This is a genomic window from Providencia sp. JGM181, from assembly GCF_018257375.1.
GTDB classification, from domain to species: domain Bacteria; phylum Pseudomonadota; class Gammaproteobacteria; order Enterobacterales; family Enterobacteriaceae; genus Providencia; species Providencia lanzhouensis.
In genome coordinates this window covers 1-12805 of record NZ_JAERJY010000105.1, presented here as the reverse complement: position 1 = coordinate 12805, position 12805 = coordinate 1, and the positions used below count along the sequence as shown (strand labels likewise).

Annotated in this window: 18 protein-coding genes; 5 read left to right on the top strand and 13 right to left on the bottom strand. The window is 41.0% G+C overall.

The window, feature by feature from the left end; translation table 11 throughout:
• Nucleotides 1-209 precede the first annotated feature (209 nt).
• The 12 genes from JK188_RS12960 to JK188_RS12910 form a co-directional block, all read right to left on the bottom strand.
• Nucleotides 210-779 carry a lysozyme gene (locus JK188_RS12960; RefSeq protein WP_036980000.1) on the bottom strand — a complete coding sequence of 190 codons (570 nt, stop codon included), beginning with the start codon at nt 777-779 and terminating at the stop codon, nt 210-212.
• Entirely contained in the window at nt 760-960 is a 201-nt protein-coding gene (locus JK188_RS12955) for a phage holin family protein (protein WP_036975504.1), read from the bottom strand. The genes JK188_RS12960 and JK188_RS12955 overlap by 20 nt, the downstream gene beginning before the upstream one ends.
• Before the next feature lie 1655 nt (nt 961-2615).
• Nucleotides 2616-3011 carry an antiterminator Q family protein gene (locus JK188_RS12950; RefSeq protein WP_211885871.1) on the bottom strand — a complete coding sequence of 132 codons (396 nt, stop codon included), beginning with the start codon at nt 3009-3011 and terminating at the stop codon, nt 2616-2618.
• Nucleotides 3012-3043: 32 nt separating this feature from the next.
• Complete coding sequence (locus JK188_RS18120) at nt 3044-3583, bottom strand: DUF968 domain-containing protein (protein ID WP_211885872.1); 540 nt, start codon at nt 3581-3583, stop codon at nt 3044-3046.
• On the bottom strand, nt 3580-3966 hold the full coding sequence (locus JK188_RS12940) for a RusA family crossover junction endodeoxyribonuclease (protein ID WP_211885873.1): 387 nt from the start codon (nt 3964-3966) through the stop codon (nt 3580-3582). Before JK188_RS12940 ends, JK188_RS18120 begins: the two co-directional genes overlap by 4 nt.
• Nucleotides 3959-4132: a Lar family restriction alleviation protein gene (locus tag JK188_RS18115; RefSeq protein ID WP_442959125.1), complete on the bottom strand. Its 174-nt coding sequence runs from the start codon at nt 4130-4132 to the stop codon at nt 3959-3961. Before JK188_RS18115 ends, JK188_RS12940 begins: the two co-directional genes overlap by 8 nt.
• 8 nt (nt 4133-4140) lie before the next feature.
• Complete coding sequence (locus tag JK188_RS12935) at nt 4141-4611, bottom strand: hypothetical protein (RefSeq protein ID WP_132495216.1); 471 nt, start codon at nt 4609-4611, stop codon at nt 4141-4143.
• Nucleotides 4608-6095 (bottom strand): phage N-6-adenine-methyltransferase, encoded by a 1488-nt coding sequence (locus JK188_RS12930; protein ID WP_211885874.1) that lies wholly within the window; start codon nt 6093-6095, stop codon nt 4608-4610. Before JK188_RS12930 ends, JK188_RS12935 begins: the two co-directional genes overlap by 4 nt.
• The gene (locus JK188_RS12925; RefSeq protein ID WP_211885875.1) at nt 6088-7143 is read right to left on the bottom strand and encodes a helix-turn-helix domain-containing protein; all 1056 of its coding nucleotides are present in this window, start codon (nt 7141-7143) and stop codon (nt 6088-6090) included. Before JK188_RS12925 ends, JK188_RS12930 begins: the two co-directional genes overlap by 8 nt.
• Before the next feature lie 9 nt (nt 7144-7152).
• On the bottom strand, nt 7153-7332 hold the full coding sequence (locus tag JK188_RS12920; RefSeq protein ID WP_211885876.1) for a DUF4222 domain-containing protein: 180 nt from the start codon (nt 7330-7332) through the stop codon (nt 7153-7155).
• Between the two features lie 284 nt (nt 7333-7616).
• Nucleotides 7617-8075, bottom strand: a complete 459-nt coding sequence (locus JK188_RS12915) for a YmfL family putative regulatory protein (protein ID WP_132495228.1) — start codon at nt 8073-8075, stop codon at nt 7617-7619.
• Between the two features lie 37 nt (nt 8076-8112).
• The gene (locus tag JK188_RS12910) at nt 8113-8319 is read right to left on the bottom strand and encodes a Cro/CI family transcriptional regulator (RefSeq protein WP_132495230.1); all 207 of its coding nucleotides are present in this window, start codon (nt 8317-8319) and stop codon (nt 8113-8115) included.
• A gap of 100 nt (nt 8320-8419) precedes the next feature.
• On the opposite strand from JK188_RS12910, the gene JK188_RS12905 reads away from it, so the two are divergent.
• The 5 genes from JK188_RS12905 to JK188_RS12885 all read left to right on the top strand — a co-directional run bounded on the left by JK188_RS12905 (nt 8420) and on the right by JK188_RS12885 (nt 11108).
• Complete coding sequence (locus tag JK188_RS12905) at nt 8420-9064, top strand: LexA family protein (protein WP_132495232.1); 645 nt, start codon at nt 8420-8422, stop codon at nt 9062-9064.
• Nucleotides 9065-9162: 98 nt separating this feature from the next.
• Nucleotides 9163-9375 carry a hypothetical protein gene (locus tag JK188_RS12900; RefSeq protein WP_132495234.1) on the top strand — a complete coding sequence of 71 codons (213 nt, stop codon included), beginning with the start codon at nt 9163-9165 and terminating at the stop codon, nt 9373-9375.
• Between the two features lie 25 nt (nt 9376-9400).
• Complete coding sequence (gene csrA / locus JK188_RS12895; RefSeq protein ID WP_132495236.1) at nt 9401-9586, top strand: carbon storage regulator CsrA; 186 nt, start codon at nt 9401-9403, stop codon at nt 9584-9586.
• A 171-nt stretch (nt 9587-9757) separates the two neighbouring features.
• Entirely contained in the window at nt 9758-10000 is a 243-nt protein-coding gene (locus JK188_RS12890) for an excisionase (protein ID WP_154609795.1), read from the top strand.
• Nucleotides 9981-11108, top strand: coding sequence for a phage integrase Arm DNA-binding domain-containing protein (locus JK188_RS12885; protein WP_211885877.1), 1128 nt, complete (start codon nt 9981-9983; stop codon nt 11106-11108). The genes JK188_RS12890 and JK188_RS12885 overlap by 20 nt, the downstream gene beginning before the upstream one ends.
• 121 nt (nt 11109-11229) lie before the next feature.
• Here JK188_RS12885 and icd read toward each other — a convergent pair whose 3' ends face one another.
• The gene (gene icd / locus JK188_RS12880) at nt 11230-12483 is read right to left on the bottom strand and encodes an NADP-dependent isocitrate dehydrogenase (protein WP_108477970.1); all 1254 of its coding nucleotides are present in this window, start codon (nt 12481-12483) and stop codon (nt 11230-11232) included.
• Between the last annotated feature and the right edge of the window lie 322 nt (nt 12484-12805).

Here is a 12805-nt window from a genome sequence, read left to right as displayed (position 1 = left end):
GAATGGCAATGACTGCACTTTGTTTGATGTTATCTTGCTTTAACTTGTCGTTGTCGTTCTTAACTGCAGTGTTATTATCATAAAGCGTCAATGCCAACCAACTAACAGCAACTAACATTAAAAAAAGCCAAAATGAGTTATCTATCTTCATAAGTTAACCTGCCGGGCTTTGTTGTAATTAACCGCACTTTGGCAGCGCTTTTCTAAACTTACCTTATCAGTATTGCCGCATGTGTCATCTCGGAGTACGTATACGCCAGCGACCAAGAAAATGAGGATCCCGATAATGAAAGCGGATATGCATAGGCGAACTTTCCAAGACATACAGCATTCTCTATCTCTCTGCGCGTTATCAAGCCTTTCCACTCTTTACCCCCTGCGTATGTCCAGCGTTTAAGTTCGTTGCATGCACCAGCGATATCACCAGCATTTAGCTTCTTCAGCATCGTAGAACGCGCAAAAGCACCTGTTCCCACGTTGTAAGCAAAGGAATAGATTGCGGCTCGAATGTTATCGTCTAGATCAACTTTGATTAGCGGGTCTACACCCTTCCTGACTTTATTGAGGTCTCTTTCAAGCAAAGCTAAACATTCTGATTCGGAATAGGTTTTAGTGGGAATGATGTCAGCACCTGTATGGCCATAACATACAGTTTGCACACCAACTACATCTTTATACGGCTTAGTTTCCATGCCCTCAAAGTATGCAATCATGCTTACCGTCAAGGCCATTAAGCCACCAGCGGCAGCTGTTTTAATTTTATTTGGTATCTTTGCCACTGTTAGCCTCTCTTAATTTGAATTCTTTCCGCTTGTAATACCAATTCACCAAAAATGTTGCGACTGTACATATGATCCCAATGAGTACCGCCCACTGATCTAACGATAAAGCCCCGACTGCAGTAGTGATGACTCCGAGAGCATAAGAAAAGGGGCTAGAGTATTTTTCGTGCATACGCATATCCACCCCCTGCGGAGTGTTCCGATGTTTTAGTTAATTGGTAGCCACCAGCAACTTCAATGTAGTAATTAAACATGTTGAACTTGATTTGCTGTGGATAATACGAAGAAAGTCGCACTAAGCGACTTTATGAAATGAATGACCGTTTCCCTGGCTAAGGCCATTTAGCGTTACTCATCCACAAGTCGGGACTTACTATGGCAGCATATCCATTGTTACCACTTTCTGTTTATTTCCTCGAATTCAAGGAAATTAAAATAGAAAGGTACGCCAGATATCCGTCGACGAAAACATCATCTGGTGTCCATCACAACACAACTCTCAAAAATGAAGAATGTGCATATACTATAAAGCCCCACAGACGTGAGGCTTTATAGTTATTTGGTCCGCCATCGAGGCATCGAACCTCGACTCTTAGCCTTAATTAAGCTAAATACTCTTCCTGTTGAGTTAATGGCGGGATGTACTTACTTTAGCCAATCTAACGTTACGTAGATCACTAAAAACATAAGTCCAATGATAAAAACATTTTTGATGAACCTAAAAATACAGTCATAAATAATAGATCCTGCCATGGTTTTTCCTTGGGCATTTTCCCGCCGGATACCACATCTATTTTTTAGATAAAAACTTGCGATTGCAAGGCTTGCTATTTATAGCAATGAGGTATGTTGTCTTAAACACCATAGCACACATATAGAATGGATACTCAATTAATAACAAAAATGCCGATTGACGAGGCTTCATCCTATAAGTTAGGTGACAACGTATTCACTCTTATCACACTAGCATTGATTTTGCATAGCGCACTAATGATTTCTCACTATCAGCTGTTTTTGATTTTCATAGAACCACTCTTACCTTTGTTAAACATGTAGTGTCCATCTTAGCTCAACTATACTTTTAGGTTATATTGGCATTATTGTGCCATACGCAATCACAATAATGAATTTTGGTCGAGCTTGTTGATTGAAGTAAATTCTCATCTAGACCGTAAAATTTTCTATCACAGCTTGTTAAGAAAACAGCAAACGGTCTTAACTTTTCATAATATTTTTCAGTCTAATGTGAGCAAGTCAGTTTTCAGCAAACCCGCACCTCATGCAGCTTGACAACATGAACAGTTTTTCTTATCAAGAAGTTATCCACAAGAACTGTCTGATTTGTACACTTGATCAAATCGCACATTAACATTATCTTGGAGTTGTTGTTAAAGAAAAAAGGCTAGAAAACAAATGCTTTCTAGCCTTTCCCCGGAGCCAACTAAAATTTATGACAAATTTAAATGTTGACTGTATTTCAAATTAGACACTTGTAATACTAAGCATCAATAAGTTCGTTGTAAAGGCTAGCTGGCAAACTTTTACATTTTCAGAGGTTTTAAAATGCTTAAGGTGTTATTAAACAAGCGTATTTTAACAAAGTGCAGACTCGGCTTAAAACTTCGTAGCCTTAGCCTTTCACTATCTGTTGAACTAAAAGTAAATAACTAGCAATTCCTAAAACCGGAAATAATAATTTATTTTCGGTTTTTTTTCCATGTCGACAATTATAAATAATAAAAACTCATTCAGGGGCAGTGCACTATCCTATAAGCTAGGCTACAAACGTTAACTCTTATCACACTAGCACCCAAAATTCGTAACGAAAAGTATTCAGTTATCAATTGTTGATTTATTTGTCCATTCGTCCATTTCTAAAACCGCGCCAGCCATAATTAGACAGGCATCAATAAAGGTTTCAGCTATCATAAGCTTTTGTCTAATCTTGCCCTCTGAACACTTCATATCCCTTGCTATTGCTGATTTTGATATGTCTTTGATGTAATGTTTTTCTATCAGGTCATATTCATCTTTTTTACCCGCTTTAATTAGCTGCCCAACAGCTGAGTCGATAAGTATTCCATCGTCATCGCAACAAGAAAGTCGCTCACCATTCACATTAGGGAGTAAGCCTTTAAACCCTGCCGCAATCGGTGAATAGCCAACACGGCTTTTACCTTCGGCAGCCCAACCACCCCAGCGCTCTAAAACTAGCTGAATATCTCTCATGCAATACTCTCCACTGCGTTCCGCACAACGCATTAACCAAATACACCCAAACCGATTGAACGGTCTAGAAACTTAAATAGCAAAACTAACTGGCTACTGTTTTCTTGTTCCCACTGCTTTGGATCCTTGTGTAACTCGCTATGGTGAACTCGACACAGTGGGATAGTGAACAAGTCATGAGCTTTTGTGCCTATGCCACCCTGCCCGTAGCCGATAATATGATGAGCATCGTCAGCTGTGGCGCCACAAACACAACACGGCTGTGATTTAACCCATTGCAGATATCTCACACTCTCCCAGCGCTGAAGCTTTGGTAATTTCATAAAGCTTGCTGGTGGCTCAGCGTCTATGGTTAAATTTAATACAGGTTTTGATACCAGTTCACCATTCACCTCGTCGCTGAAGTTATGTTGAGAAGAAGAGATTAAACCCGAGGGTTGATGCTTTAATTCATCAGGTAATGTCGTGATCAGCATTCTGCCACTAAACATACCTAGGCTCGCTCCTGGTTTAAACATCACTGCCTTCACTTCTGGAATGATGATGGGAGTTAATATCCACTGATGAATCATGCCGATTTCCCCCCTTCTGTATTAAGAGGGCGTATCTCAATTTCAAACCGACCACCCTTGACTACTTCACACCATTCAATGATTGCACGCCTAACCTGAACATCATCACTCCAAACACCCGCATGTGTTAATGCATCAAAAGGCGCTTTCAAGTAATTATCGATATCCATTCGGCGCTTTGATGGTGGATACATCTTCACAGTGACAGATACATGCTCAGTGATTGCTTTCGGTCTTCTACGTAATTGCTCATAGATGGCTGCAGCTGCATTTGCCCGGAACGCGCGCCCTTTTGTACTGATCAGAGTTTTACCGTTGATATTCCGCCAGCAAGCGTTAACACTTGGAGGAAATGGTAGTGTTAGAGATATTGAGTTACTCACTAATTACCCCCTTATTCCATACAATTACTGCCATTGGTTTATCATTAACATCGGGGCCTTTAGCGCCACAGCTATGACATCTGACATAGAACCATGTTCTATAACTATGACTTTCAACTGTTGTGTCAGAACTATTGCAATAACGGCAAGGCTGGTTTTCTGGCATCTTGTCTTTCATGCTCTAACTCCCGCCAGCAATTTATCTAGTTGTTTAAGCAAAGGACTTCCCATATCGCCGATGTAAGCTTTTTCAACAACTCTCATTTCACCCAAAGAGTCCGTTTCTTTCTTTTTAGAGCGCTCTGCTGGCATTTCAACTACAGGTTTTACTTCTACCCTTTTCACTCGCCTTGCCGCCTTTCTCGCTTCCAGCTTTTCAGCCTTCAGTCTTTCAGCCTCTAACTTCACAGCCTTTAATTTCGTTACCGCATAAGGATCTACTCTATAACGATTTTCAGGGGTCACCTTACCGTTATATTTACCAATTAATTTCACGCACCCAAGTTCAACCATTACCTTCAATAATCGACGTGCAGTGGCATTGTGAATAGCGCATCCACTCGTCAATGTTTTGACAGTGAAATTATCGTAGCTACGCATCGCCTTGATCAAATCAATCCCTTGTTGATACATGTAATCTTTCACGCAGCCACCCCCATCTTTTTAGCTAACCACTGCGCTTGCTCTATGAATGCTTTGCCGCGCTGCTCTAGCTCTTCACGATTGATGTAATCAAATGCTTTGCCAGTCCAAGTTTTATCGAAAACAACAATTGCTCCGGCGAAAAATGCCCCGGTAGGTTTTTGTTTTTCATCAGCAGGGTTAAACCACTTAGGAACGTCGAAACCGATACGCCCACGAATAAAGCAGATGTGATCCGCATTTTGTGGCCACCAACTTTCACTTGTTGCTGCTTTCAATAAAAAGACATAACGACCGCCCTTTTCACGCATCGCTGAAGCGTAATTCATAATGTGAATAACACCTGTGATGGCCTGTTTATCGTGATATGAAGGTCTTGAATATGGAGGGTTACCAAATGCCACACCGCCGATTTCTTTTAGCTTTTCCGACCAATCTTGAGTGAGCGCATTGTCTTCTGCTGTGTAAAAATGTGGGGCTTTGTTATTTTCACCATCAGTAAATAAATCCAGCGTGAATGGTCCATAGATTGCGTTAGCGCCGTACACCAGGTTTTCGGGAGATTGCCACTGATCCCCAATCTCATTAAGTTTGTGAGTAGGCTTTGACTTCAATACATTGAGTTTTTTAACATACTCGCTCTGTTCTTCTTCCTGTTCGCATAGTAATGGCTCGCATGATTCACTGCATGAACCAGCATCATAGCCACCAGCACCACGGATAGTTGCCGCTATATCATCACGAGAATGATCCGCAAACATGGCAATAATGCCTTCGAGTGAATTATTACCTCGATACATGATTTTATTTTCTTGTTGGCGGCGTTCTACAACACGAACAGATTTATCGGTAATTACATTAAGGAATTGCTGGGCTAGTTCTGGTTCATCACGAGTTGCTAAAGCAATTTTATTAATGCCTTTTTTAACGCAGAAAACGCAATTACCTAAGTGTTCAGGTAGGTCTAGATCGAAAGGTTGTTCAGCCCACCAGTCAAGAATGTCTTGCTTCTCAACATCACTGATATCCGCCAAATATGAAACGCCTTCACGCTCTTTTAGTCGTTTTGGCTCATCAGCTCTAATGCCTAGCCATGTGTGGTACTCACCGTAAGTTTCTGTACAGTAACGAGTGAAAACCTCTGTTTTCATCGTTCGAGTACAAAATGCACCATGAACGTATGGAGTGCCGTATTTGCTGCAAGCATCTATCCACGGTTGTAAGTCATGCCCAATGTCATCAACTGAAATAACTTTGTAGGTGTTGGCTTTTCCAAGTTCCGGATCAATAACAAGTCGCAGGCAAACAAGGTCAATATTCCAGTTTTTGGCAACATTGCGGATAAATTCATAGGTTTTAGGGTGTTCCGCACCTGTGTCCATAAAGACATGTTTTATTGTTAAATTTTCTTTAGCGGCTTTTCGTTCAAGTAAATGGACCATAAACGCTGAAGTGCGACCACCAGAAAAGCTTGATACATTAATCATCAGATGGCACCCCTCTCGCTGCTTGTTCTGCTGCCTGTTGCCAAATACCTGCCCATGCCTTGCGTCCAACAAAATCACTCATTCGACGTACGCCTGATTTACCTGCTAACTCTGCTGCAATTTCTTCGATGCGATTTCGAGGCTTAGAATGTGAGCCGATGATGCGAGTGAATGCCTCATCACGCTGAACTTGGTCGATGGAAACTTTTTGTTCACCCGCTAAACGGAGGGTTAAATCATCCCACTGGGTACGCAGTGTTCTTGGGCACTGAACGTTTTTCTTCCAGAACTCATCATGGCTAACGCGTTTGTAGAATTGGCAAATCTCTTTGTGGGTGCGACCGTCTTGGCTCACCATCAGGCGAACATCGTTAGCCCACTCAGTGAAATTTGGCTCTTTCGGCTCTTGCAGCCCAAGCTCTTTGAAAACTTCACACTTGCGACCAAACAACCACTCAGCACACTTGAGGTCATCCGCAGATCCCCATTTCTGGAAGTTAGAGCTGTAAATCACTGCCTCTGGGTAACGATTTAAAAAATCAATTTTAGGCTTGTCGCTGGATTCGCCAGAATTCTGCGACGAAGAGTTAGTTACTGATGGATCTTGTTTTGAAGTTACTGACGGATCGCCCCCAGATTCTGACGGGTCAAAACGATTATTTTTGCTCGATTCTGACGGAACGGATTTTGATGCAACAGATTTTGACGCGTCAGGATTTGACGTATCAGATTCTGCTGGTTGAGGTAATGCGGCTCTCGCTGCTGAAGCTAATTTAGTAACATTCAGCTGATAGATATTGCTAGCATTACGGTTGCCTTTGCGACGCTTTTCTCTCGATAACCAGCCATCTTTTTCTAAATCTTTGATAGCGGTACGAACAGTGCTTTCACCCGCACCGATTTGGCGGGCAATTGTTGGCACCGATGGCCAGCACACACCCTCATCGTTTGAGAAATCAGCGAGACGAGCCATGATAGCAACCGAGGTTATCTTCAAACCTGCTGGCGCACAGCCATCCCAAACATAACTTGATAGTTTTACGCTCATAGTTGCTACCTACTCGACTCTTCTGAATTCATCTTTAAATTTGTATAACGGGGCAAAGCATTCATGCTCATAGCCTTCTCGCATGTAAATGACCCACATCTTTTCCCGGTCATAACGAACAACACGGACAGGAATGCTGCGTTTGTCGAGATAAATGCGATTGAGATTATTTGGATCTTCATCAGTCATGTGCCTCGCCTTTGCTATTGAAGTAAAAGTTAGCCCAGTCACTTCTCAACTCAGCGATATCTACCAATTTCTCATTTCTCTGGTAGTTGCCCGACTCATCTGCTGACGTTATGATTTCTACATATTGAAGCGAACCTTGTTTCGAGACTGGTAAGCATCTAAATTGCTTTATTGGTTGAATTTGGCATACACTGTTCATGCTAGTAGTTGCTCCACAAAAGTTGTTATTAGCGCCGACGCTCGGGACCGCATATCCTGAGCGTCAACCTTCCTAAATTTGGTCATTACGCTTTAACTCCATAAACAACAGGTAGTGAATCGATAAAGTGCTTTGCATAAGCAAAAACCTTTTGAGATTTTTTGTTTATCGCAGTGATTTCATCGCCAGTTAAAATGCCATCAGCTATGCTTTCTTGAATTAAAACTGCAAGCGCGCCCTGCATTGCGCCTAGCTTCATTCGAATATCAAACAGCTCAACCTGATCGAGTTTTTCAGCTTCAATGGGTTCCATCGCTGTCATGCCATGGCGATCTAGGTGATACTCCACCAGCAACTTAGTTCCCGACAGTTCTTCTATTGCCTCTAATTCGTCATGCTCAAAGAATCGACAACCATTCTTTTCATACAGCTTATTGTTGAAAGTGGTTTCAGATATCCCCAAAGCACCCGCCATCGCTGAACGACCACCAGGGAATGCTTTGCACATCTCTTTCACGACTTCTTTTAGTGTTTGTTTGCACATATCTACAATTCCGTTGTTTTATTTGTAGTTAACTCTGTTAATTGCTTTTGGTACTGTTTTGATAAAGCGCCGCGTTATATTTCAGCTCACCATTTGTTCTATAATCCGCTTCCATTGCTCGGTTTTTTGGGATTAATTGGTTTGGTCGTTTTTTCCATTGATAGAATGCTTCTGGACTAATACAAAAAAATTCTGCGATTTTATTAGTAGTGCCAAAGTATTTTTCAATCTGTTCAGTTGTCATAACGCCCCCTAAATCTAAGTTAGATTAGATAATAATTGTTAATTTATATTTGGTCAATAAAAACTAAGATAACTTAGGTTTAGTTAAAATGGATTTGTATATGAGTAATACCCAAAGCACTATTGGAAGCAGAATAAAGGCTCTCAGAAACGTCACTAAAACCACCCAGAAAGATCTTGGGAAGTATTGTGGCGTATCAGATGTTACTGTGGGGTATTGGGAAAAAGACCTAAACACCCCTAGAAGTGATGCTCTCTTGAAATTAGCTCGATATTTCAATACGACTGAAGCGTATATTTTGTATGGTATCCCATCTAAACAATCATCGAATATCATAACCAGTGCACAGAAAGTACCTGTACTATCCTATGTTCAAGCTGGTAATTTCACTGATTACGCTCCAAATCAGATATATGACGAAGACCTTGAATTTATAGAAACCACACTTAGGGTATCCCCCTTGTCATTTGCCTTGCGTGTCATTGGTGATTCCATGACTAATCCGTATGGCTTGCCATCTATACCTGAAGGCTCAACTGTAATTGTCGACCCTGAAGCTGAAATTGTGAGTGGAAAATTTGTAGTCGCTAGACTACAAGGCTCTGATGAAGTAACAGTAAAGCGTTATGTTGTAGATGGCCCCAACAAGTTTTTGATGCCTTTAAATCCTCGCTATAACAACATTCCTATCAATGGTAACTGCGAAATAGTCGGTCTAGTTCGTGGTGTCCAGTATGAGTTATAACTATCCACCCAATTAAATTCTAAGTTTTCTTAGATTTTCGCATTGACACAAATCCTAAGTTGAATTAGTTTATATCTAAGACAACTTAGGAGGTAGTCATGCACACAAAACCAATCGTTACTTTTAACAACCCAATGTCCACAGATGAAATTCATGCGTGGATTTTGGAGAAAGCTGCTGCACTTAAAAAACTTGAAAGCCTTAACGCTGCCTACGCAGAACTCAAAGAAAAGCTGGTAAGAATCGAAGATGATATTTACGAGCAAACTGAGATCTGCAATGCAGGTCTAGGCCTACCAGCAATCAACTAATCAACTATGTGGAGTAATTAGTGGAATGCTTATTTTAACTCGTCGTGCCGGTGAAACAGTTGTTATTGGTGATGATGTCAAAGTCACTGTTTTGGGAATCAAAGGATGCCAGGTGCGGATTGGTATCGAAGCACCAAAAGATACAAGTATTCACCGCGAAGAAATTTATCTTCGGATCCAAGCTGAAAATAATAATGCCAGTGCTAGTTAGTAATTATTGATAATGTTTGGCGGTGCCATGCCGCCTCTTTTTTCTAAATATAAATAAGACCATTGGCATCAGTCCATACGGGTAAATATGTGCTTAATTACTGTCAGTGGTCTTATTTATATTGTGGCTAAAATATACTTAATCTGTATGCGGCAGAATGTGGAGGTAATTATGCAAATGCTAACTTTGGAGGAATGGGCGAGCGAACGTTATAGAAGTCGCCCTCCTCGACTGGGGACATTACAACGCTATGCTAGGAGTGGCTTGTTCTATCCACCAGCACAAAAAGAAGGTGGTATTTGGCGCGTGAGAGAAGATGCCGACTTAGTTGGTAATTTGACATCACCGGTTATCAATAAGAGTGATAACCCTAAATTACAAAGGATTTTAAACGATGGCTGCCCGTCCACGTAAAAATAACGTCAATATCCCTAATCTCTACCCACTATTTAGCAGAAAAGCTAACAAGGTTTATTGGCGTTATCGCCACCCTATAACTGGCAAATATCATGCCCTCGGTGACAATGAGGCTGAAGCTCGTGAAATTGCGATTGAAGCTAATAACCGGTTAGCGGAACAACGCAGCCGTCAAGTCATGGCGATCAGTGATAGGGTAGCAAGAATTAAAGGTAAAGAGATCACCGTAAATACTTGGCTAGATCGCTACTGGGTAATACAAGAAGAGCGCCTTGCTGACGGTGATATAAAACAAAACACATATAAGCAAAAAAGAAAACCTGTGGACCTAATGCGCCACTCTCTCGCAATGAAGCCTTTGCCAGCAGTTGATGCGAGAGATATCGCATCAATACTCGATGAATATAAATCTAATGGTCAACATCGCATGGCACAAGTTATTCGATCCGTATTAATCGATGTGTTTAAAGAGGCACAACATGCTGGTGAAGTTCCACCAGGATATAACCCTGCACTCGCCACTAAGCAGCCAAAACGACGGATCACCCGCCAGCGCTTAAACTTGGAAGAATGGCAAAAAATATTTGATATTGCTGATAAACAGCATAAGTATTTAGGCAATGCGATGCTATTAGCAGTAATTACCGGACAACGACTTGGCGATATTTCAGCAATGAAGTTTAGTGATATTTGGGATGACCATTTACATATCACACAAGAAAAGACTGGGAGTAAATTAGCTATTCCATTAGCGCTAAAATCTGATGCATTGAATATGTCATTGAGAGAAGTTATTTCAGGATGTCGTGACCGCGTTGTCAGTCAGTATCTTATCCATTATTTCCATACAACTTCTCAAGCAAATCGCGGTGAGCAAGTCACAGCAAATACAATAACAACAAATTTTAAAAAAGCGCGAAATAAAACTGATATTGATTGGGGTGAAGGAACGCCAGCTTCATTTCATGAACAACGTTCTTTGTCTGAAAGGCTCTATCGCGAGCAAGGGATAAACACTAAAGATTTGCTGGGTCATAAATCGCAAAGAATGACCGATAAATATAATGATGACCGGGGTAAGAATTGGGTGAAAGTAGTTATTTAACGATCACTATTTTGATTGGTTTTGATAATTCGTTTTGATAACTTTTTGATAACCGTTTCAAATGTTACAATAAAAAACGGGAACTATTAAGTTCCCGTTATTAATCACACTACGTAATAAATTACATGTGTTTAATGATTGCGTCGCCAAATTCGCTACATTTCAGTAATTTAGCGCCTTCTAATTGACGTTCGAAATCGTAAGTTACGGTCTTAGCCGCGATTGCGCCTTCCATACCTTTAACGATTAAGTCTGCCGCTTCAACCCAACCCATATGGCGCAGCATCATTTCTGCGGACAGAATGATAGAACCTGGGTTTACTTTATCTTGGCCTGCATATTTCGGTGCAGTACCGTGAGTCGCTTCGAACAGCGCGCATTCAGAACCAATATTTGCGCCCGGTGCAATACCGATACCACCAACTTGTGCCGCTAATGCGTCAGAAATATAGTCACCGTTCAGGTTCATACACGCGATAACATCATACTCTGCTGGACGCAGCAGGATTTGTTGTAAGAATGCATCCGCGATAACGTCTTTAACAATGATATCTTTGCCAGTTTTTGGATTCTTGATTTTAACCCATGGACCACCATCGATTAATTCACCACCGAATTCTTCTTGTGCTAATTGGTAACCCCAATCTTTAAATGCACCTTCAGTGAATTTCATAATGTTGCCTTTATGAACTAAAGTCACTGAATCACGGTTATTATCGATCGCATATTCAATCGCCGCGCGAACTAAACGTTTTGTGCCTTCTTCAGAACATGGCTTAATACCAATACCGCAATCTTGTGGGAAACGAATTTTCGTTACGCCCATTTCGTTTTGCAGGAATTTGATCACTTTATCTGCTTCTGCGCTGCCCGCTTTCCACTCAATACCTGCATAGATATCTTCTGAGTTTTCACGGAAGATCACCATATCAGTGAGTTCAGGTTGTTTAACTGGGCTTGGCGTGCCTTTGTAGTAACGAACTGGACGTAGGCAGATGTATAAATCAAGCTGTTGACGAAGTGCAACGTTGAGGGAACGAATGCCGCCACCAACTGGTGTGGTTAATGGGCCTTTAATAGAAACGCGGTAATCGCGGATTAAATCGAGAGTTTCTTGCGGTAACCAAACATCTTTACCATATAACTGAGTGGATTTTTCGCCGGTATAAATTTCCATCCAAGAAATTTTACGCTCACCGTTATAGGCTTTTTTAACTGCTGCATCGACAACTTTTAACATTGCTGGAGTGACATCAACCCCAATACCGTCACCTTCAATGAAAGGGATAATTGGGTTGTTCGGAACGTGTAATTTGCCTTTTGCATCAATGGTAATTTTAGCGCCTTCTGCCGGAACTACTACTTTGCTATCCATTAACCTCTCCTTCACTTGCGTATTTTGCTTGTTAATTTTTTGTAAGAGACCTGTCAATACTACTGCAATCTGCGTCGAACGCCAATGATTACTAAGCTAAGCTTTTATACAGATCGCATTTAACGCATTATCTCCGTGTCCAAACACTCAATGAAATCAAAAAAAATTCAATAAAATCATGACTTTAAAACAAACACCAACACTTTAAAAAGTTAAATACTAAGCTAAATCACAACCTAAATACTGAATGACCTTATTTTATTCAATTTTCTGGGATCTATGGTTTGCCAATCAATTTGGCAAATTATGGCAATATATCGTT